The 24,075-nt window shown below is 43.4% G+C and carries 13 protein-coding genes; 4 read left to right on the forward strand and 9 right to left on the reverse strand.

Features of this window, described 5'->3' with window-relative positions:
• Position 1 precedes the first annotated feature (1 nt).
• Positions 2-1,354 carry an ethanolamine permease gene (eat, locus tag AC3WJC_RS09060; protein ID WP_492398759.1) on the reverse strand — a complete coding sequence of 451 codons (1,353 nt, stop codon included), beginning with the start codon at positions 1,352-1,354 and terminating at the stop codon, positions 2-4.
• 125 nt (positions 1,355-1,479) lie between these two features.
• On the opposite strand from eat, the gene AC3WJC_RS09065 reads away from it, so the two are divergent.
• Entirely contained in the window at positions 1,480-2,544 is a 1,065-nt protein-coding gene (locus AC3WJC_RS09065; protein ID WP_492398760.1) for a hypothetical protein, read from the forward strand.
• Here AC3WJC_RS09065 and AC3WJC_RS09070 read toward each other — a convergent pair.
• The 8 genes from AC3WJC_RS09070 to ppk1 all read right to left on the reverse strand — a co-directional run bounded on the left by AC3WJC_RS09070 (position 2,528) and on the right by ppk1 (position 18,303).
• Positions 2,528-5,944 carry a ThuA domain-containing protein gene (locus tag AC3WJC_RS09070; RefSeq protein ID WP_492398761.1) on the reverse strand — a complete coding sequence of 1,139 codons (3,417 nt, stop codon included), beginning with the start codon at positions 5,942-5,944 and terminating at the stop codon, positions 2,528-2,530. The genes AC3WJC_RS09065 and AC3WJC_RS09070 overlap by 17 nt on opposite strands.
• 145 nt (positions 5,945-6,089) lie before the next feature.
• On the reverse strand, positions 6,090-8,045 hold the full coding sequence (locus AC3WJC_RS09075) for an OmpA family protein (RefSeq protein ID WP_492398762.1): 1,956 nt from the start codon (positions 8,043-8,045) through the stop codon (positions 6,090-6,092).
• Positions 8,046-8,049: 4 nt separating this feature from the next.
• A complete protein-coding gene (locus AC3WJC_RS09080; protein ID WP_492398763.1) occupies positions 8,050-9,015 on the reverse strand; it encodes a PorP/SprF family type IX secretion system membrane protein in 966 nt (321 codons plus the stop codon).
• A gap of 42 nt (positions 9,016-9,057) precedes the next feature.
• Entirely contained in the window at positions 9,058-13,200 is a 4,143-nt protein-coding gene (locus AC3WJC_RS09085; RefSeq protein WP_492398764.1) for a CshA/CshB family fibrillar adhesin-related protein, read from the reverse strand.
• A gap of 245 nt (positions 13,201-13,445) precedes the next feature.
• On the reverse strand, positions 13,446-14,531 hold the full coding sequence (locus tag AC3WJC_RS09090) for an SGNH/GDSL hydrolase family protein (RefSeq protein ID WP_492398765.1): 1,086 nt from the start codon (positions 14,529-14,531) through the stop codon (positions 13,446-13,448).
• Between the two features lie 97 nt (positions 14,532-14,628).
• Positions 14,629-15,192 (reverse strand): UbiX family flavin prenyltransferase, encoded by a 564-nt coding sequence (locus AC3WJC_RS09095; protein WP_492398766.1) that lies wholly within the window; start codon positions 15,190-15,192, stop codon positions 14,629-14,631.
• A 171-nt stretch (positions 15,193-15,363) separates the two neighbouring features.
• Positions 15,364-16,251, reverse strand: coding sequence for a Ppx/GppA phosphatase family protein (locus AC3WJC_RS09100; protein WP_492398767.1), 888 nt, complete (start codon positions 16,249-16,251; stop codon positions 15,364-15,366).
• 3 nt (positions 16,252-16,254) lie between these two features.
• Positions 16,255-18,303 carry a polyphosphate kinase 1 gene (gene ppk1, locus AC3WJC_RS09105; protein WP_492398768.1) on the reverse strand — a complete coding sequence of 683 codons (2,049 nt, stop codon included), beginning with the start codon at positions 18,301-18,303 and terminating at the stop codon, positions 16,255-16,257.
• Positions 18,304-18,448: 145 nt separating this feature from the next.
• Here ppk1 and AC3WJC_RS09110 point away from each other — a divergent pair, with 145 nt between their 5' ends.
• From AC3WJC_RS09110 to AC3WJC_RS09120, 3 genes are all read left to right on the forward strand, one after another.
• Complete coding sequence (locus tag AC3WJC_RS09110; protein ID WP_492398769.1) at positions 18,449-18,940, forward strand: YajQ family cyclic di-GMP-binding protein; 492 nt, start codon at positions 18,449-18,451, stop codon at positions 18,938-18,940.
• Between the two features lie 413 nt (positions 18,941-19,353).
• Positions 19,354-22,518, forward strand: a complete 3,165-nt coding sequence (locus AC3WJC_RS09115; RefSeq protein ID WP_492398770.1) for a SusC/RagA family TonB-linked outer membrane protein — start codon at positions 19,354-19,356, stop codon at positions 22,516-22,518.
• A 16-nt stretch (positions 22,519-22,534) separates the two neighbouring features.
• Complete coding sequence (locus tag AC3WJC_RS09120; protein WP_492398771.1) at positions 22,535-24,073, forward strand: RagB/SusD family nutrient uptake outer membrane protein; 1,539 nt, start codon at positions 22,535-22,537, stop codon at positions 24,071-24,073.
• The last annotated feature ends 2 nt before the right edge of the window (positions 24,074-24,075 follow it).

Consider the following 24,075-nt stretch of genomic DNA (forward strand, 5'->3'; position numbering starts at 1 on the left):
ATTATTCCGACTTAATTAAAGTGCCCGGAGATTGCAGCATATCATCATCCATAATATTTGCCTTATGTTTATCAAGGGCAACAAATATCAATACAGAAAATATCAATCCTACTATAAATATAAGGCTTACCAGCAGGTTAAAATACATTATTGTAATGAGGCAAAGGGTTGAAATTACCAATGCTATTGCCGGAAACACCGGGTAAACCGGCGACTTAAAAGGCCGTTCAAGCATAGGTTCTTTTTTGCGAAGGATGAAAAGGCTGGCCATGCTCATCATATACATCAGCACAGCACCCATTACCGATAAAATAATGATCTGGCTGGTAGTGCCTGTTAGCAAGGCGATAAAGCTTACCGCCCCGCCCCCTATAATGGCCCAATGCGGTGTATTGAATTTTTTATTTACAACAGCTAATTTTTTGGGTAGATAACCACTGCGTGCCATGGCAAACACCTGCCGTGATGATGCCAGGATAGTGCCATGAAAAGAGGCGATCAACCCGAACAAGCCAATGCTAGCAAATATCTTCGTCCAACTGTTGCCCCTGCCCAACACGATGGCTATAGCTTCAGGCAATGGATAATCAATATTGCTTAATTTGCGCCAATCGGTTATTCCGCCTGTAAGTACCATTACCCCTATAGCTAACAGCACCAAAGTAAGCATAGCCGATATATAGCCTTTGGGTATATTGCGCTTAGGGTCTTGTACTTCTTCGGCCACTTGCGCAACACCTTCAATAGCAAGGTAAAACCAAACGGCAAAAGGCAGCGCGGCTACCATACCGCTCCAATTTAAGGGCATGGCGTTAGCCACGTAATTATCCATCTTAAATGATGGCGCTATGATCCCCATGAACAACAGCAATTCAGCTACGGCAAGTAGCGTAATAAATACCGAAAAAGCCGCCGACTCCTTGATACCCGATATGTTGATCAGTATAAAGATCACATTAAAAAATAAAGCCGAACCTAAAACGGGTATAGCCGGATACAGAAAATGCAGGTAACTACCCAGTGCGAAGGCTATGCCGGGTGTGGCAAATAAAAACTCGACGAGTGTAGCGTAACCGGCAATCAATCCGCCGTATGGGCCCATAGCCCGATAAGCGTAAGCGAATGCTCCGCCCGAATGTGGTATGGCCGTGGTAAGTTCGGTATAGCTGAATATAAAGGTGAGGTACATCACGGTAACTACGCCGGTAGTAATTAAAAAGCCAATTGTACCGGCTTCTTTCCAACCGTAATTCCACCCAAAATATTCACCCGAAATAACCAGGCCCACAGCTATCGCCCATAAATGTACCGGTTTTAAAACCCGCTTTAATTGCCCTGCCGTGGTATGCTCCATATTAGTGTTTGTGAGCGTAATTATGCCGCTATAAGTTAGTTAAAGCATTTTTTATAATCAATATTTAAAAAACATTTGTATGATGTTATTTTCTGCTACATTTATAAAACCGATATAAATGCCTTATGGATACCTATCAACTTGCCGCGTTAGAGGCCCGCATACAAAGCTGGAAACAGCACTGCACCAACTCGCAACTTACTGCCGATGACATTGATGAGCTTGCTACCCTGCTGAAGGATACTTACCTGGAACTGCGCGCTAAAAATTTAAGCGATGAAGAAGCCTGGCTGGTAGCTACCCACCGTATCGGCCAGCCCGAACCGGTAGCCGCTCCTGCCGAAAAATCTCCGGCAGGTAATGCTAACCGCAACTGGATGATGATGCTTTGGGGCGCTGTTGGCGTACTGATATTGCAGGCTGTATTTATAGTTATGCCGCAGTTATTCAATCAAACTTTTATCAGTGTGTTTCAGCCTGTTGATAGCGACAACTTTATTAAAAATGAGTACTACGCCATGGCGGTGATATTGCTTGTTTTATTTATACTGATAACTTTAAGAAGTGGTTATTTTATCAATCGCTTTACCAATTCACTAACCAAAAATGCATCATTATATGCTATTGTAGCCATCATAGCCGGCTTGTGGGCCGGGTTTTGCAGCTATATTACCTTTGTAAAATACCCAATGGCGGCCACTATAAATGGTTATAGCGATGATACCCGGACGGCTTTCAGCGTGCTCATGTTCGGCTTTTATTTTCCGCTGATATTTGTAGCGGCATTTGCAACCATCAGGTATTACGCGCGCGAAAGTGTATCCTTCAAGCAATTCAACCGCAACATTAACTGGAAACATGCGCTTATACTCGGATTGTTGGCACAAACACCTATACAATTCTCGCATATTTTTAGTGGTAGCGATGCTGTGCGCATGACTATTATTATTAGCCTTTCGGTAATACTATTCTCTATAATTGGCTGGATGCTAAGTTACTCCAAAAACGGCCTGACCAACATCCTGGCAGCGCAGGTAGCACCATTATTTATCTGGCTGTTGGGCAGTATATTAAATGAAAGCTCTCAGATAATATTTTTTGTTTTTTACATCAGCAAGATCGTAGCAATACTATCCAGCTACTATATCGGTAAAATGCGCCATCAGCCTGAAGTTATTTTAGCGCGTTAAATTTGATGCTGGTGATCTTGATGATATTCTTTTCGCCGGGTTTAGAGGCTACAAAATATAAATCATGTTTCCCTTTTGGCCATTGAGTAAGGTTTAATATAGCTTCCGCCATCTTATCCCAGCCCCCGGTCGCGGCATAGCTCACCTTACCGATCACCGGCCCTGCCTGCGAATCGATGCGTAATAATAGATCACCACTAACTTTTTGGGAGGCGTATTTGAATACAATATTCCTGATGCCATTCAGGTCTATATCGCGTAGCATCAGGTATGATTTATTATCACCGTCCGATAGATCCATCCGGAAACGTTCAAACCCTTTGTACTCGTCAACATAAATAGATTTCAGGTCAGCATAACGCAGGTATACCTTATCATTCGCGGTTATAGGCCCGGTGAATTTGCTGCCCTTGTCGCTGTAATACGCTTCTAAAACATAAACCCCTTCGGGCTCTTTATCATTATAGGTAAGCTCTAACGCCCCTTTTAACGGCAACGGTTTACTTACATTTTGTTTATCCGTTAAGGAGAAAATGTATCGCACTATCTCGCTTGCATCGGTAACAGAGAGTTGCGGATGCGCGCTCATTACATGCTCTTTGTCCCAACTACCGCCACCACCGCTTATTATTTTAGCAGCCAGTTTTTCAACGGAGCCCGGTTGTGTTTTGTAACGGTTTGCTACCGCGATAAAACTCGGCCCCACCGCTTTTTGATCAACCTGGTGGCAGGCCTTACAATCACTTTTAGCCATAATGGCCAAGCCGGGATGCCCCCCTTTTTGCCCGGATGCCCCCAACGCTGTGGGCAGGCCGGATGGATAATAAGTGTAATACGCCTTGATATGGGCGGGCGATATTACTTTATCTTCTTTATCCTTAATCTTAATGCTGTAATTAAAGGGTTGGCCCTGCCAGTAAAATGACTTATTATTAGTGCTTGCTATGGTTACAACCGGCGCGGTGTTGCCAACTTTTACCGTAAGGGTATCACGACTGCTTTTACCCGCTTTGTCGGTTACTTTTAAAATGGCTTTGTAAGTACCGGGTTTACGATATATATAGCTGGCCCCTGTGGTTTTAGCACCCGGGGTTTTACCATCAAAATACCATTGGTAGGTTATATCATCGTCGTCATCAGCATCCGCGCTGCCGTTTGCCGAAAAGTTAACTTTTAAAGGTGCCTGCCCTGATGCTTGCTTTACCCTCGGAATATTTTTACCCTCGTTGGTTATCCACACCCTTTTACGTAGCTCAAGTGTGGTCGAATCGATTATCGCGGCTTGTGCCACCGGCGCACGGTTACTGCTATTGTATTCAATTTTCACCAGTCGGGCATCTTTGTTAGCCGCGCCGTAAACCGAGCCATACTCCAGCATGTACATCACACCGTCTTTACCAAAGGCCATATCAATCGGCCGCCTGAAATCTCCGCTGCTACCCATAAAAGTCTCAATGGAACGATAGTTCTCTTTATCATCAAAACTGATGGCCATTACCCAGTTGCGCATCCAGTCGGCAACAAACAGTTTGCCATCATAATACTCGGGGAACTTATTGGGCGATGCAGTGCTTTTATCATATTCATAAAACGTACCACCAATGGCGCAGCGCCCACCCATCCCGAGCTCCGGCCATTCTGTTGATACAGCATACGGATACCAGATCATGGCGGGCTGTGCCGGGGGCAGCTCCGATAACCCTGTATTGTTAGGCGATGTATTTACGGGTTTTAGCGCATTGAATTTTTGAGCACCGGTGTTAGTAGCATAATCCCACCTGGTATAGGCAAAGTTATTACCTACAAAGTAAGGCCAGCCAAAGTTGCCCGCCTTTTTGGCCTGGTTAAACTCGTCATAACCCCTTGGGCCCTGTGCACCATCCTTGCCTGCATCAGGCCCTATCTCGCCCCAATACACAGTTGATGTTTTGGGGTTTACCGCTATACGGTAAGGATTACGGCAGCCCATCACATATATTTCGGGTTTGGTTTTGCCGGTACCTTTAGCAAAAAGGTTACCATCCGGTATAGTATAACTGCCATCAGCTTCAGGGTGTATGCGTAGTATTTTGCCTTTGTAATCATTAGTGTTAGCAGCCCCACGCTGAGCATCCAGGCTGAAATACTGTTGTCCTGACCTTTCATCAATAGGCGAATAGCCGTTTGACGAGAACGGGCTGGTACTATCACCGGTTGAAAGGTAAAGGTTACCATTTTTATCCCAGGCCAATGAGCCGCCGTGGTGGTTGCCGCTATTTTCCTGCACCGGCACGCTGATCAATACCTTCTCTGATTGCAGATCGATATTATCATTTACATCCAGGGTAAATCTCGATAACCTGAAATATATTGGCTCCGCTGTTTGCCCGGCCGGGGTATAATACAGGTAGATGAAGTGGTTTTGCTCAAACGCGGGATCGAGCGCGATGCCGATAAGCCCGGTATGGCGGTCGGTGATCGGCATCTTCAATATCTTTTTGTAGGTGTTGGTCTTTGTGTTATATACTGACAGATCGCCGCCTAATTGTGTAAAATAAACACGTCCGTCATTAGCTATGGCCAGTTCCATCGGCGAATCCAGGTCATCAACCAATACCTTTTTAACAAAGCGGTTTTGCTCAGGCATAACTACAGCATGCGCCTTACTATAGTCCAGCGGTTTGTTATCGCCTATGGCATATTTAATACCCCCAAGCAAATGCGATAAAAATAACGGCTCGGTATAACTCGCGGCTGTATGCCCTAAACCTGTGTAAAACGCCCTGCCGCCATCAAAATCATGATACCAGCTTATAGGGTGATTACCCGGGTTTGTGCCACCTTGGTAGGTAGCTTCATCTAATGTGGCAAATATTTTAAGGTCAACGTAAAACGACCGGTAGTTATACCATTCATCCGTACGTTCCCATTTAGCAGGCAAATCTTTTGTAGCCTGATGATTTTTATCAGCTACATTAACTACAGCTTTCTGCACGTTTGGATTATTAGGATGGCTTTCAAAATAAGCGCCCACAAGGTTGGCATACCATGGCCAGTCATATTCCGTATCGGCGGCGGCATGTACACCGGCAAAGCCCCCTCCCGCTTGTATGTAGCGCTCAAAAGCGGTTTGTTGTACCACATTTAAAACATTGCCGGTGGTGTTCAAAAAAATCACCGCGGCATAGTTTTTCAGCAGGTCATCTTTAAAGTATTTCGCATCGGCGGTAGTATCTACATCAAACCCGTTTTGGGCACCCAATTTTTGAATAGCGGCAGCACCCGCTGCAATTGACTCATGGTGATAGCCTTTTGTTTTAAAAAAAACTAATACCCTTGGCCGCTTATCCATTTTTGTAAACGACAGGATACTGATGAATAATATCGGGATGAGTGCAAAAAGCAAGTACTTGTTTTTCAATGCGGATGGGTTAGTTGGTTAAAACAAACATATTGATTTGACCCTTGTATGCCAATAGCACAACGTAATATTTCGGTTATGGAAGCAACAAAAAAAGCCTCACTATTTGGCAGTGAGGCTTTAGGTATGCGGCGGTGTTTCTGATTTACATTTTAACGATGGTAAACTCGGTGCGGCGGTTAAGCTGGTGATCGGTATCGCTGCACTTAACACCGTTCGCGCAGCGGTTAAGCAGGCGCGATTCGCCATAACCACGGGCAACTATGCGGCCTTCGTCAATATTGCCCTTATCCAGTATATAATCCACAGCCGCGTTCGCGCGCTTGCGGGATAGTTCCATATTATAATCATCATTGCCACGGCTATCCGTGTGCGAGCCAAGTTCAATTTGTATGGTGGGGTTATCCTGTAATATCTTGATCAATTTATCCAGTTCAATGGCAGCATCCGGCCTGATCTCCCAACGGTCAAAATCATAATAAATATTTTCGAGCCTGATAGCCTTATTTAAAACGATCTTTTCCAGGTAGAGGTCTTTTTTTAGTATTTGTGAAGTAGTTAGCCCCTTAGTTACCACTTGCTGGTTATCGCTCAGGTAGCCTTGCTTTTCGGCACGCAAATTATAATTATTGTTTTGCCTGAGGCCGAAACTATAGTAACCGGTATTATTGGTAGTAATTATGGCACCGCCGCTTAAACCAACTTTGACGTTATATATTGGCTGGCGAGTGCCCTTTTCGTAAACGATGCCTTCAAGGCGCAGGTTAAGCTCGGGCTGTTGGGCAAAGCTGTAAATATCATCACTACCCACGCCACCCAAACGATTTGACGATAAGTAGCCGGTGCGGCCATCATATATCACATAAAAAAAATCATCTCGCGGCGAGTTGATAGGGTATTGCAGATTTTCGGGCTTATTAAATGTAAAATCGCCGGTTTTAAGCGCACGGTATATATCCAGTCCGCCCATACCAATTAAGCCATCGGTTGAAAAAAACAGGTTGCCGTCGTTATCAATAAATGGTGTACGCTCACTGCCTGCGGTGTTGATGCTTTGCAGGTTAACCGGCAGTTGCCAGTTGCCTGCCTCATCTTTTACCGTATAATAAATATCCGTCCCCCCAGCACCGCCCGGCATGTCGGACACGAAGTAAAGCGTATTGCCATCCGTTGAAATAAAAGGATCGCCTACTGAATATTTCTTCTCGTTATTAAATTTAAACGCTACCGGTTTGGCCCATTTGCCGTTACCATCTTTTTTACTTGAGTAGATCTCCAGCTTAAAAGTTTTAATACCTGCTATATCCTTGTTCCAGTTTTTAGGTACACGGGTTATGGTGTAGTACATCTCATTACCATCAGCCGTAAATGATGCAGGCCCGGTATGGTAAGCTATGTTATTAACCACGGGGAACAACCGTCCGCTATCGGTTTTAGCCGCTTCATACAGGTGCAAATAGCTATTACCTGTCCAGCCATAAGTTCTTTTATCAGGCGCTTTGGCACCATCGAACTTAAAAAATGGCTCATCATTCCTGACTATATTTTTGGTAAAGCGGCTTTCACGGTCAGAAGCGAAAAGCAATTGGCCATTATAGCTGCGCGCGCCCCAGTCACTATAAACGCTGTTCATTAACTGCTCATTCTTCACCTGTACATTCGTCGGGTTCTTCATCCACTTGATAGCCGAATCGCACGACGCGGTCCAAAACGCAAGTTGGGTTTTATCAATGGCTTTGTCTGATGCGTAGTATTTACCAAACTGCCTTTTGGCTTCGGCATACCGGCCGTTGTTTTTTAGCACTTCGGCATAACGGTATATATTGGTGTTCGGGTTTTCGGGCATCAATACCACTTTTTCATACCAAACCTCCGCTTCCGGATAGTCATGCAGCATGCGGTAAGTATTGGCTAACCGCTCAATAATATGTAATGATGACGTGTCTCGCTTGTAAGCGTTTTGATAAAGCTCCGCAGCTTTTTTGTAGTTATACAGGTTGTATTGCTCATCAGCCTGCTTGAGTATATTTTGGGCGCTAACTACCTCAACACTTAAAAGCAGCGCTGCAAAAAGTCCGGTTTTGATCAGGGTTCTTTTCATCTGCTTAAAAATATCTTGGCGTTAGCATTCGGCTTTGCCTGGTTTTAAAATAGATACCTAATGATATTTCATGCGTACCGCCGTCATACCCGCGCAGCGGGCCGATAGAAAAATCATAACCGTAGCCTATCCGCAAATACGGGTTCGGGAAAAACTCAGCCGCCGCGGTTATTGAATTCAGCGGCGACAGATCATTTTGCAGGTAACTTTTATCATACAACTTAACCCCGGTACGGTATGATCCACCAAGCCACAGCTTTTCGCCAAGCAGCACAAAAGCGTTTAAATCTAAACTGGTTGGGCCGCCACGGTCGTCCTTCAATAAAAAACTTGGTTTAAGCATAATATCCTGACTAAGCGGTAAAAGCATACCGCCGGTAAGATAATAGTGTGCTTTGGGCTGCGCGATGTAGCCATCCTTACGTACATTAATATGCTGCGCGATCAGGTTATCGGCAGACAGGCCTGCGTAAAACTTATTGTCCGAATAGTAAACGCCCAACCGCGCATCCGGCACAATAGTACTTTGTGTGCCGGTAAACATATCCGGCTCCGGATCATTCGGACTAAGCTTTGAGCCATTCATGCCGAGTTGCATTAAACCCGCGCCAAGGCCAAAAGCCAGCCGTGAGCTGCCATCCTCGTTCATGCGTAAGCGGTAAGCGTAATTCGCATAGGCCGACAGGTATTCCTGCGCGCCAAGTTTATCACTGGCTACCTGGAAAGCCAACCCAACATTGCCATTGTTAGCCGTAGCATCAACCGCCAGCGACATACTGCGCGGTGAACCTTCAACCCCTGTCCATTGCGCGCGGTAATAAGCATGCAGGTTCAAAATCTCCTTATAACCAGCGTAAGCCGGGTTAATGTAAATACCATTAAACATATACTGGCTTTGCTGCGCATCTTGCTGGGCATACAGCAACCCTGTATTTATCAGTAAAATTAATATGGTTAAAAATCTTTTCATGTTATGTTTTTCACCGCCCTCAGGGGCAGGTATTTCATCAGCTTATTTCTTCAAACTCCTCATCAGGGTGATGTAACCTTTATACACGTTCCACTTCCCTTCGCTATCCTGCACCTGGAGGAGGTAGTAATATGTACCCTCGTTAAGACCGGTACCTGCCCAGGTATTCTGGTAATTTGTTGCCTTGTAAACTTCGTTACCCCAACGGTTAATTATCGACAACTTGTTTTGGCCGAATTGCTCGATACCGCGAATTTCAAATACATCGTTTATACCATCACCGTTCGGCGTAAACAGCGTAGGTATTTTAAACGGCGCATTGGTATTTATAGTAAGATTGACGGTTGCCGGGTTAGTATAATAGCCATACAGATCCTTAATACGGTAGATAAATGAATCGGTGCCGTTGTAACCGTCATTAGGCGTATAGGTAACTGTGCCATCAGCACCGGCCTGCACTGTACCATGCAGCGGCTGAGTAAGTATTTCAATGGATTGCTGATCAAAGCTTGAATTGCCGGGCAAATCATTCCGGTCAACATCAATAATAACAGGTGTATTTTTTTGCGTTGATGAGTTATCATTTACGGCGATGGGCGCAGGGTCAACAGTTACATCAACCGTAGCATTATCGGTAACGGTAACACCTACCGGGTCAACGCCTGTGATTGTCGCGTTATTGGTAACCTTACCGGCCTCCTTATCAGCTTGTGTAAGCGTGTACCTAAAGGTTAATGATACCGTGCCACCCGGTATTAATCCACCTGTAGGTACGGCAACTTCGGTATTATTGAGCGCGAGCTTGCTATCGGTAAGCTTTAGGCTATTGAGTACCGCATCGCCGGTGTTGGTTATGGTGAAAGTATACGTAATGTAGTTAGCGGTAAATACGCCGGTTTTTTCGAGCTGTAAAGATGCCGCGGGATTAATAGTTACAATGGTTGGATCATTAGCCGAAGGGGTTGTCGGATCATCAGATTGGTTATCACTCACCGGATTACCTGTTTGATCGGTACCGGTTACGCTGGCCTGGTTGCTGAAACGGCGGTTATTTATATCAACCTGCGTAAGCGTATGCCTGGCGGTAACCGTGCGTGAAGCACCTGCCGCCAGATTAGGGATGTTAGCCGGTGATATGCTGCCCGCATCGGCACCAACATCAGTAACAGCCAGATTAGTAAGCGGTGTTTGCCCTGTATTGGTAACTATCAGGGTATAATTAATTACATCACCTGCTTTGCTGCCGGTATTATCGGCTTTTTTGGTCAGCTCTACTGATGCAGCATAAATGGTTATGGTTACCGTAACCGGATCAGACACCACGCCATCAGGCGTTGTTAGTGTATAGGTGTATGTATCAACACCTGTATATCCTGACAAGGGTGTATAAATAACCTGCCCCTGCGCGTTCACTACGGTTGATCCATTCTGCCCATTTGTACTGGTAACCGTTGTGCCAATGCCGCTTGCACCGTCATTTGCTTTAACGGTTGTGGTTACGGCCGTATTTACCGGTGTTATATCCGTATCATTAACCGGAACCGGCTTTACGGTAACATTAACCGTAATTGGCGGAGATACAATACCATCACGGGTTAAGGTATAAGTATAAACATCTTTACCGACGTAGCCTGTAGCCGGTTTGTAAACTACATTGCCTTGCGCGTCAACCGTTGTGGTACCATGCGCCCCAGCCGTAGGTGTAACCGTAGCACCGGTAGCCGCCTGGCCATCATTAGTTTTAACATTGGTAGTAACGGATGTATTAATATTGGTTACAACCTCATCATTTACACCATTTGGCGTGATATTGATAGTAACCGTTACCGGGTCAGACGATATACCATCACCGGTTGTCAAAATATAGGTATAAGTATCAGCACCTGCATAGCCTGCCTCGGGCGTGTAAGTTACACGGCCTTGCGCGTCAACAGTTGTAGTGCCATGTGTACCGTTAGTGGCGGTAACAGTGGTCGCTGTAGCATCGGTGCCGTCATTAGCCTTAACAACGGTAGTTACAGGCGTGCCAATGGCTGTTAAATCCGTATCGTTAACTCCGGTTGGTTTTACTATTATTGATATCAGCGCAGGTAAACTTTCAGAACCATAATTATCCTTAATGGTGTATGATATCGGGATCGCTTTGCCGGCGAATGATGCTACCGGTGTAAAGGTAACCCGGCCCGTTGTGGTATTGGTTACGTAAGTACCCTGCCCTGCTACGCTGACGGAACGTTTTTCGGTATTATCAATCGGATCAATTAAAAACACCTGAGCCGGATTGATCGTGCCATCGGCATCTTCATCATTAGCCGGAACATTAATCACTATCGGTACACCGGCGGTGGTAGTATCAGCATCTGCCGCGGCAACCGGTATTTGATTCAGCGCGAAGTTAACGCCGGTAATATCTAAACTGGTGCCCGGCGTGCCAACCCTTATTTGCAGGTTTGGTGTACCTGTTTCAATACCTGTACCACTTGTGTTATTTGTACCATAGGCTTCGCCTGATGGTTTCCAGTTTTCGGGCAGGTTAGGCGCTACAGCCGCAAGTGTCGCGCCTGTATCAACACTATTGGTTGATATGGCAACCGTGTATGTACCGTTATTATTATTAGGGAGTATGTAAGCACCATTAGCCCCAACTACAGCTTTTTGTATTACTTTGTTAGTACTAACATCAACCAGGTAAGCATACAACGGCAAACCTGATACCTGCTGTAGTGCTGTGCCAGAAATAGAGCCGTTGCGGCCGCCATTACCATCATTAAAAACTGAACCCAATATGGTGATACCGGTAATATCTTTCAGCCGGTAATCTTCAGTTTCACCATCAGCGGCAAATGATGTACTGCGCTCGTCAGCTACCGTCGCCGGATTATCGGTCAGCACCGTGGTTGTGATCCGCATGCGCGCATACAATAGGCCCACCTTTATTTTATTCGCAAACTGCGCGTTAGGGAAGGTTACAGTCTGGGTTTGGTTGATAGTATTTGCAGGTACAATTATGCTTACCAACTCATCAGTTTCAAATATACCGTTGCCGTCAAAATCAAGCCATACACGTAGTGTTGCGGGTATGTTTTTATTGTTGGTTACCGGTACGCTAAAAACAATATTGCCGGCCTGGTTAACCTTAACAACAGGCAAATTAGCCGGATTTATAGTATTTTCGTCATTATTACCGGTGGTATCATCGCCATTGGCATCCTGTGTACCCTGGGGCTCACCATCGGGGTCAACATTATCCGCCCCAATAAATACGGTTGATTTTGCAACCAGCGGCGTGGTTTGATAGTTTACCACCGCATAAGTACCATCACCGGCAAAGTAATTAGTTATCTGGAAATCCTCCATGTAATGGCCGGTATTGCCATATCCCAGCGGATCGTCGCCTAAATCAAACGGTAGTACAAAACCAAGGGCTACAGCGGTTAAGCCTGAACCCTTCATGCCCACATTGGTGAGGTTGCGTGCCCCACGGGCAAACATTACCGCCTGCACGCCAAAGTTTCCCGGCGGCAGGTTGGCGTATAGCCTGAAAGACCGGCCATTATTGCTTAGCTGTAGCTTATATTCATTATCAGCCGCGTTGTTCTGCGTGCGTTTATTAAGGAGTTGCCAGGCTATCGGGTTCGGGCTGTCTGCCGAAATATACTCGCCACCGGCATCAATTGATTCCGCATCAGCTATGATCATTCCCGGATAAGCAACATCCGTCCACACGTTATTAATCAGTATAAAAACCTTAACATCAATATCAAAATTAGCGGTGCCACCATACGGCGTAACCAAGGCGGATGCCGCTACACCACGCGAATCAGGCTTAGGCCGGTTATTGCCTGAGTAAATAAGATCAAGCCCATCGCTGGCGTAACTGCCCGGTGTGTAGGATTGCATGGGTTGATTACCCGTAGTTGAAAGGTTGCTAATAGTAGCACGTATTTGTACTGTGGGCGAAAATTGCCATACATAATTACCGGCCAATATATGCTGCGCATCTGAACCTGTCGGGGAGGTAATAAGTGTTGTGCCGGTAGCGGCTTTATCCCACGTAAGCCAATAAACCGAATTGACCAGGTTAGTGCCTGCATCACCACCAATGGCGTATTGTGCTTTTGCCTGTTTATAAAAAAACACGGCAACCAGTATTAAAAGTATTTTGAACAGGTAGAGTTTTTTCATGAAAGAGTATTAAGGATAAGAGATGGCCTGCCCATGAATAAACAGGAGAATATAGAGTATGCAGATAAAATACGCTTGCCTGAAAAAAGACTAAAAAGGATGCGATCACCAAGTGTAACCATGGTATAATATTAAATCGGTTTATTAAACCTTATACTATTATGCACACCAAATAGTTACGTGTTTGCCTGTTTCACGTTTAATTTTTGATTTAATAATTTATTCCTAAATGTGGTATAGCGTTATTACCACTTAATATTTTTGTCTATAAAATCAATCAGTTGGCTGGCCATGGTTTGCTGTTCGGAAGCATTGGGGTGGCCCGGAGTACCTTTGTACGGGAAGAAACAGGTATATACCTTTTTATCATTAAGCCTGGCAACCGCCTTCTTAATATAACCGGGCCATGGCGAACCATCTTTAGTGGCATCCATGTTACCCAGGGCACATATAATTTGAGCCTGCGGATACTTGGCACGTACGTTAGTTAAAAAATCAAGGTAAGCTTTTGTGATCTGCTCGGCCGTTGGCGCTGTGGTACCAAAGCGTGATTTAAATTCCGGATGCTCGGGCCTGAGCGTAAGCCATGAATCATTCTGAAAAAGGTTAATGATGACCACATCCGGCGTGTACTTTGAAAAGTCCCATTTTACAGCAGGGTCATTAGCGTAAAGGCGATCATACATCTCGGGCATAACCAGCGGAAACCAGCTTATGGTTATACCTATGCCGCTTTTAGAAGTACTGTAATAGTCTGCATTAAAATGGCGGGCCGTTATGGCCGCGTAATTGATGTAGCCATTTTCGTACGGCGAGCTCCCCCTATCCTGGCCGGTGGTGTCCTCAACGGCATAGCCACAGGTAATTGAATTACCGAAAACCTCTATTTTACGTTTTTTAGGTGATGGCGCTTTTAATAACGTTGTCCCCTTATCAAACGAGAAGCTATACAGCCACGTGCGCCCCATTGACCATTCGGTACGCTTAAATAGTTCCAGGCTGTGGGTGCTGTTTGAAAGCCCGGCAGCCAGCGTATAATCTTTTTTTCCTTTTTCTGGATGAAGCACACTCGTTACTTTCCCGTCAACAATAACGTTATAATAATTATCTCCGTCCTCATCGTTTAAAAGCACTTTAACACCGGTGCCTTTGAAGTTAAGCTTTACGGTTGTGGCCGTCCATGACAGCATGGTATTGCTGTCAGTAACCGCTACCCTGCCGGTATAAAGTATATGTTTATCATTGTTTTTAACCAACACATCCTGCGCAGTACAGGCAGATGAGGAAGCTATAAACGAAAGGGCGATTAAGTACTGATAGAACTTGTTCATAATTGATTTACCGCATTGAACATGCAGCACCACAAATATATAACATCTATTTAAACAGCAATATTCAAGATACAGTTATAGTTTTAGCAGGATGAAATTATTGCTCCCCCCACCTGTAGCTTTCGTTCTCTAAACCAGCCAGGTCAATTATACGGTTTACTACCGTCATACCAACCTCTTCAATGGTTTGGGGCCTGCTGTAAAAGGATGGTATTGCCGGGCAAATAATACCACCCGCCTCAGTAACGGTAACCATGTTACGCAGTTGTATTAGGTTAAGTGGTGTATCACGGGCTACCAGTATCAGTTTTCGGCGTTCTTTTAAAATCACATCAGCAGCACGGGTAGTCATATCATCAGATACGCCGCTTGCTATACGCCCCAATGTACCCATGGAGCAGGGTACGATGATCATGGTATCAAACTTTGCCGAACCTGATGCAAAAGGCGCGTTAAAATCATACTTGCTGTAAAATTTATATGGATAAGATTGATGATCGTCATTACCGAGTTCCACCCGCCAAACCTCACGCGCGTTGTCAGACATGATGATGCCTACCTCTGCTACCTGGCTTTGCAATTGCTGCAATTTATCTAACAATAATTTGGCATAAATGGCCCCGCTTGCACCGGTAACTGCTATAACGATCTTCTTTTTCATATCTGGATGCAAGTATAACAATACATGCGGCATAAAGTTGCAGGCATAAAAAAAGGGTCGAATACTATGTACCCGACCCTACATCTACCTATGAAAAACATGCCCTTGAGAGGGCACTACAAATATAATAAGATTATTACAAAAACTTAATAATTTATTTTCAAATAATTTCTATCGGTATTGAGGGAAGTTCTTCTCTATCAACGTTTGAATGATACCATCAACCATACCTACGCTTGGCACAAATATTTGCTTGATGCCCGCCGTTTTCATTACGGTGATGTAAATTTCGCAAGCCGGTATAATTACATCAGCACGGTCATGATTCAGGCCCAACACGTTGATCCTGTCCTTTAACGAAAAAGAACTCAGGTAACTGTAAAGCGATTTAAGTTTATTGAACTGCATAGGCGTTTTATCCTTCTGCTCGGCCAAACGGTACAGCTTGTTAATGTTGCCGCCGGTACCAATGCCCGCAATATCTTTAAAGCCGCGGGTATGTTTGCGAATAAATTCACGCATTTCTTCCCAGGTTTCCTCTTTATCCTGGTTATCCAGTATACGTATGGTACCCAGGTTAAATGAGTGCGAGGCGATCATTTCACCTGCCGCGAATAATGATAGTTCGGTACTGCCGCCGCCCACATCTATATAGAGATAGTTTTTGCTTTTGTCGATCTCCTGGTCAGCATGGCTGTTGTATATGATCTTGGCTTCTTTGGCACCATGTATTATTTCCAGATCGATACCAGCTTTTTCCTTGATCTCCTTAACAACTTCGGGTCCGTTTTTTGCCTCGCGCATGGCCGATGTGGCACAGGCCATATAATCAGTTACTTTATAAACATCAATCAGGTTTTTAAAAGCCTGCATAGTTTTAACCAGGTCGCCTGCCTTTTTTTCAGACAGATGCTGATGAAGAAAGGCATCGTCACCTAATCTTAACGGTACACGTATGAGTGTGTTTTTTTTAAAGGATACCGAGTGGTTGTTTTCAACTATCTCGGCGATCAGCATTCTTACAGCGTTAGATCCTATGTCAATAGCGGCGTATCTCACTTTTTAGATGTTTTTGTTTTTAAGGTAATTATATATGTCTATCTGCGCACGGTGCGGGTCGGCATTCCGGTTACGGTGATATTTGTTGCTGTTGTTGAATGTTATATCGCGTGCTTTGGTATTATCAGCCAATTGCAGGTCTATAATTTTCCGGATCTCCTTTTTCAGGTCTTCATCATAAATCGGAAAACCAACCTCTACCCTGTTATCAATATTGCGGGTCATAAAATCAGCCGAGGTAAGGTATATCAGTTCGTTACCCCCGTTACAGTATATGTGCACGCGGGCATGCTCCAGATATTTATCAACTATGCTTATTACGCTTATGTTTTCGCTAAAGCCTTTCATGCCGGGCACCAGGCAGCACATACCCCGAATGATCATTTGTATTTTAACACCCGCGTTGCTGGCCTGGTAAAGCTTGGCTATCAACTCTTCGTCGGCGAGGCTGTTCATTTTCAGTATCATATAAGCCTCCTTACCGGCTTTGGCGTTCTTTATCTCATTATCAATGAGTTTATAAATAGCCGGGCGCGAATCAACAGGCGAAACGATCAGGTTTTTAAAGCCCTTTGGCAAAACGCTCCTGTTTAAAGCCTTAAATACTTCTGCAAGTTCATCGGTTAATTTTCTGTTGGCCGTAAACAAGGTATGATCGGCGTAAATGCTCGCGGTTTTCTCGTTAAAATTCCCTGTTGAAAGGCAGGCATAATGTACAAGCCTGGTTTTCTCTAAGCGGGTTACCAGGCATATTTTGGAGTGCACCTTATAACCGGGTATACCATAAACTACACGTACGCCTTCCTCTTCTAAGCGGTTGCTCCAATATATGTTATTCTGCTCATCAAAGCGGGCACGCAGTTCAACCAGGCAGGTTACTTTTTTGCCATTTTTCGCCGCATTGATAAGCGCGTGCACAACCCTTGAATTATCAGCCAGGCGATAAACAGAAATACTGATCTCCTTAACCTTCGGATCAATAGCTGCCTCGCGCAAAAAATGTATAATGTAATCGAAAGATTGGTATGGCGTGCTTACCAGATAATCCTTTTTGGCAATAAGCCCCATCAGGCTTTTACCAAACGACAGGCTATCAACCGGAAGTGCCGGGTATTTATTGTACTCCAGCTCCGAACGGCCTACGTTAGGGAACTTTATAAAATCCTTAAAATTATGATAACGGCTGGCCGGTATCATGCTTTCGCCATGTAAACCCATTTTACCAACCAAATGATGCAGCATGTCGGCAGGCATATCGGTATCATAAAGCAAACGCATAGGCTTGCCTTTTTTTCGCTTGGCCAGGCTTTTAGAGAGCGCGTCAACAAACTTTTCACTTACTTCCTTATCCAGGTCGAGCTCTGCATCGCGGGTAAGCTGTATCGAGTAGGCCTCGATACTGTCATGATCGAAAATGAAGAACATATCCTCCAGGTTATACCTGATAATATCATCCAGTAGGATGATAAACTTCAGGTTATTGGTTTCGGGTAGCACCAAAAACCGCGAAAGGTTCTCCGGAAATTCAATCAGCGCGTACCTTGACTTTTTATTTTTAGTAAGCTTTACAAAAAAGTAAATAACCCGGTCTTTTAATTCGGGTAACTGCGCACCGTCAATCAACATGATGGGCACCAGTGTTGACAGCAGCTTTTCGCGGAAATAGTTTTTAACGAAAGTACCGCGGGCTACGTTGAGTTGCTTTTCGTCAAGTATAAATATCTTTTCCTCAGCAAGTTGTTTGATGATGATATTCTCGTACAGGTTATTGAACTTACGCTCCTGCTTAACTACGATATTCTTGATCTGGTTAAGCAGCTTCTTCGGGTTATAACCTAATATCTGCTTTGATTTTTGATTGAGGTTGGCTAAGCGGTTAAGCGTAGCAACCCGCACCCGGTAAAACTCATCAAGGTTTGATGAAAAGATAGCCAGGAAACGTATACGGTCAATAAGTGGTACGGTTGGGTCGGCAGCTTCCTGCAACACACGGTCATTAAAATATAACCAGCTTATTTCACGATTGGTTAACGGTATCTGTTTGGCATCCATATAGTAAACAATCCGGCTTTACAGCCGAATTGACAAATGTGCTTATTTATTTGTTAATTTAGTATTAACTCATTGTAAGCATCATTGTTTATTAACTGTTAAATTAGCTTTTTGTGATACCTTTGCCAACTAAACACTACCCGATATGCCATCATTTGATATTGTAAGCAAAATAGACGGACAAACCCTTGATAACGCTATTAACAACGCTAAAAAGGAAATTCTGAACCGGTATGATTTTAACGACTCAAAAAGTACGGTTGAGCTGGATAAGAAAACCAACGAGATAACTATTGTTACCGAAAATGATATGCGCCTCAAAGCCATTACCGATGCCATTATTACCCGCATGATGAAGCAGGGCTTGGATGCCAACGCTCTTGACTTTGGTAAGGAACACTATGCTGCCGGTAACATGATACGTAAGGAAATTTCGGTTAAGGAAGGTATAGATAAAGAAATAGCCAAAAAAATAGTTAAGGCTATAAAAGACAGTGGACTTAAAGTACAGGCATCTATTATGGATGACCAGGTACGTGTTCAGGGTAAAAAACTTGATGACCTGCAAGCCGTGATCAGCCTGTGCCGCGGCGGAGATTTTGGCCAGCCACTGCAATACATTAACATGCGTAACTAATAACAAACATCAGCATAAAGCTTATTCAGCCTGGCATAATTATATGCCGGGTTTTTGTTTTTAATAAGTGGATTTAAATTTCCAGTATGTACTTCTATAAATTTAATATTTATGTAGATGTTTTTTACTTATTAAAATACTAAAGGGTGTATGTTATTATTAAATAACCGTTTAAAAACACCCTATTTTATTGTAACCAACTCGTGACATATAGTAATTCGTTTTATCACATTTAATAAATCTTTAGGCTCTGTCAATAGCTAATTATTATCATTTTGTTAAATGCCCATGTTGTATTGTAACAAAATGGTTAAGATAAAGCCATTTTGAGATAAAATACTAAAAGAAATAGGGTGCCTTTGAAGATAGATTTGAGATATTATTCAAAACTTTCACAACGCAACTATTAATTTATGACAAAAAGATTTACGTTTATCAAGAGCTTCTTGGTTGTGTGCGGTTTTTTATGCTGGCTTATACCACTAAGCACCTTTGCACAAACGGTATTAAAAGGTACCGTTGTTGATAAAGACAACCTTGGCGTACCCGGCGCAACCGTAAAAGAAAAAGGTGGAACCGCCACTACCTCAACCAATGCACAAGGCGAATTTACCCTAAAAACAACCACCCCTAACCCTGTATTAGTGGTTACGTTTGTTGGTTTTTTAACTGCCGAAGTTGAGGCAGGATCAAAGCAAACCATTAAGGTAACCTTAAAGGATAACCCGCAGCAGCTAAGTGAGGTGGTGCTTATCGGTTACCAGAAAATTGCTCGTAAAAAATCAACAGCGGCGGTATCTAGCCTTTCGGCAAAAGAAATTGCCAACCTGCCTGCAGCCAGCTTTGACCAATTGTTACAAGGCCGCCTTTCTGGTGTAAACGTTCAGAATTTCTCGGGCCAGCCGGGTGCTACACCAACCGTATCCGTTCGTGGAAACTCATTAGTTAGCCGCGGTTACGATCAATACAATGTTATTAACAGTCCGCTTTATGTAGTTGATGGCGTACCCCAGCCTAATGAAAATTATGTAGGGCCTGGCGTAGGCACAGGAGCTAACTATCTGGCAGGAATAAACCCTACAGATATTGAAACAGTTGATGTTTTAAAAGATGCTTCGGCAGCGGCTATTTATGGTTCACGTGCCGCAAACGGCGTAATACTTATCACTACTAAAAAAGGCCTTTCCGGTGATCCTAAAGTAAATATAGATACTTACACAGGTATTACCCAACGCCCAAAGCTACGCGATGTAACACTTGGAGCAACAGAACGCCGCCAAAAGCTGGATGTATTGCAACGCCAGCTAACTTATGCTGACCAAAGGCAACTTCCTTATATATTAACTGATAGCTTAAATGAAGCGTTTAATGGTAATACCGATTGGCAGGACCTTTTTTATCAGACCGGTAAAATATCAAACGTTGACCTGGGCTTGAGCGGCGGCGGAAATGGCGGCATGACTTACCGTTTCAGCAGCGGTTATTATAACGAGGAAGGCATTATTAAAGCAACCGGCTTTAAAAGATATTCAGGCAGGTTAAACCTGGTGTCTCGTGCGCTTAAAGGCAAATTAATGATCAACCCGATCATCGCTTATTCAAGATCTGACAGAGCCCGGGGTAATGGCGATAATGCAAGCCCTGTAAGCCTTGGCTCTGGCAACATGCCATCATCATTAATTAATATGGATGAAGATAAAAAAGCCTACTACCTTGGTGCATATAGCGAAAATCTGGATAAAAATATAAGCAATCAGCTTACATTCAACCTGAATTTGAGCTACGATATTAATAAGCATTTAAGCCTTAATTCCCAATCATCTTACCTTTTAAATACATCTCGCCGGGATCTTAGCCGTAGCAGTTTATTACAAAACGGCCAGGGTAATTACGCTTACAGTTATGCCGACAATGGTGTCAATTTAAACACGTCAAACTTTTTAACGTATAGCAACACCTTTAACAAACACTCATTAAGTGTAGTTGCCGGTCAGGATATACTTTATAACCAATTTCAAACAACAATCGCTTCAGGCGCCAATGGCCCTTCTGATAACATTCAGGTAGTGCAAGGATTTCAGCAAAACCGTTTAGGCGCGAGTTCTGATTACCAGGCATACGGATTGTTATCTTATTATGGCAGGTTAGCTTATGATTATGACAGCAAATATCTTTTCTCGGTAAGCGCACGTTCAGATGGCTCATCCCGGTTCGGTAAAGATCATAAATGGGGCTTTTTTCCGTCAGCTTCAATAGGGTGGCTTCTTTCAGAAGAATCTTTTATGAAAGACAATGAGAACAACCCTTTCACGCTGTTGAAATTACGTGCCAGTATCGGAACATCAGGTAGTTTACCTAATAACAACTATTTACAATACAACTTATACAACGTAAACAATGGTGGCTTTAACGGTAATGGCGGCGCATCGTCATACAACGGGGTTACAGCTATCACGCCAAATTTTTATGATGGTGCAGCCCAAAGCAGCCTGAGTTGGGAAAGATCAAAACAATGGAATATTGGTACTGATATTGAAATCAAGAACGGCAAATACGCAGTATCGTTTGATGTTTATAACAAAGAATCGTCTCTGCAATTATTTAGTGTTGATTTACCTGTTACAACCGGTTACGATCTTGCCCTTACAAATTCAATCGGTGTCAGAAACTCCGGAGCTGAGATCACTATTTCGGCTAACCCGCTTGAAGGCAACTTCAGATGGTACACACGCTTAAATGTTTCTTACAATAAAAACCGCATCATGAGCTTGCCAAACGGCAACCGTGACCTGGTAATGAGCGGAGACAGGTTTGATAAATCGCACATATTGTCAGTGGGCTCTCCTATTAACGCTTTTTATCTTTATAAAACATTGGGTGTTTTCCCAACTACGGAGAGTATACCGGTTAATCCTTATACCGGCGAACGTTACCGCAACAGCAATGGTACTTACGATGCCGGTGCCTTTTATTTGGCTGACCTTGATGGTGATTATTTTATTGATGTATTTAATGATGGCATTAACCCAGATAAAACACCTATTGGCGACCCTAACCCTAAGTATACTGGTGGTTGGACAAATAACTTTAATTACAAGAATTTTGGTTTAAGCATATTTTCAACTTTCACCTTTGATCGTGACGTACTTAATCTTTTTGAAGCAGACCGCTTTTCAAATTCAACCGACGGAAACCCTGTTTTAAATTTTGCAACCTACTCAATACCAGATCTAAGCAAAATTAACATTTGGAGAATGCCCGGGGATAATGCTCAATATGCTAAATATGACATAGGTTCATACCGCTATTATTACACAGGCGCCCAAACATTTTTTATGGATAAGGGAGGATACTTCCGCGTTAAGAGTGTAAATATTAGCTACGATTTTTCTCGCCCGTTATTAAACCGTCTTGGTATTAGCAAACTTAGAGTATTCGGAATAGTTGATAACTTATTTATGTTCCAGCAATCAAAATTATTGCCTGATGCTGAAGCAGTAAACCCTTACGGTGAATATAATGGCGCAGGCTATCCAATACCTAAAAAGTACACAATAGGTGTAAGCGTTCAACTTTAAAAACACTATAATACAAATGAAAAAATTATATAGAATATTAAGTTTAATAGCGTTTATTACAGCTATTGCTGCTTTAAGTTCCTGCAAAAAATTGCTTGAACAAGAGCCAAAAAACTCCACCTATTTTCAGGCTTACTGGAAAACCGCTCAGGATGCACGTAATGCCATTGCCGGTAATTATGCATTGTTACGTAATGCTATGAACGATAAGAATAGCCGTTACTACATGTATGGCGATGCTATCGCCAAAAATTATTTTACTATTCAATACACCGGGGATGGGCTTGAGGGAATACAAAACGGAGATTTTACCTTTCAATATAACATCAATAGTCTGGCAAATTACAGGTTGTTCTTTAAATCAATAGCCATGTCAAACGTGGTTTTAAAAAATGTTGGGAACATGACAGACCAACAGTTAGATGATGAGGAGGACCCTAAGGAGTTCAGGAATAACATTCTTGGGCAGGCCTATTTTTTACGGGCACTGAGTTATTTTATGATGGTACGTGTATGGGGCGATGTTCCTTTAGTTACTGAGGCTTATGATGACCCTATAAATGCCCCGCAGCTTGCCCGCAGCCCTAAAGCTGAAGTAATGAAAGCGATTGAAGATGATTGCCATAAAGCCATTTCAATGCTCGCATGGCGTTATAAAAACGTTGGTGATGCTAAAGTAACGGCCAATAAAGGATCAGCCTATGCCCTGCTTACTCATTTATATATGTGGCGTGCTACCATGACTGATGTAACAACTGATAATGTTAACATGACCGACATCAACAGCGCTGACACCAGCATTAACGCTATAATGACAAACGGAGGATATACTTTAACCGACACAGCCAATTACAAAAGCATTTTTGTTGGCCGTTCATCAGAAAGCATATTTGAGATCAACATGAGTGAGAATACGCTTGAAGGTTCAAAATATAACATTGGTATTTACTTTCTTAACTATAAATATGTTAATGATTTTCCAGCAAGGGATATAGGTAAAGAACAACGCTTTTTTACAGTACCATCATACTTAAAACTGCACTTTCCTGATGGAGATACAACAGACATAAGGTATAAGAAGAATTTTACGCTTACCAATACCACACAACCCATGTGTTTAAAGTATGCTAACGTTATTTACCGTAATCAAGGCCAAAAGCTTGACTATTACTTAAGCAATAACATGATCATATTCCGCCTTAGCGATATGGAATTATTGAAAGCTGAAATAGCCTTATATAAAAATGATGTTGTTACCGCCACGGATATAATCAACAAGTTCAGAAAAAGATGTGCCGCGACACCAAATCTGGTTGCTGCGGGGCTTACTAAAGATCAGGTAATGGATCAATACATCCTCGAGCGTGGTAAGGAGCTTTATTTAGAGGGTCATTTGTTTTATGATTTACTGCGCACGCGTAAATATGCAAACACTGTAGATTGGTTAACCGAACAACGTTTTCGTGCCCAAGGCTTTTACTGGCCGGTAGACCCTGCCCTATTCAGGCAAAACCCGCTTTTAAAGCAAACAACTTATTGGTTAGGCAAAGTATAATT

It is taken from the genome of Mucilaginibacter sp. FW306-07-L (assembly GCF_058782065.1).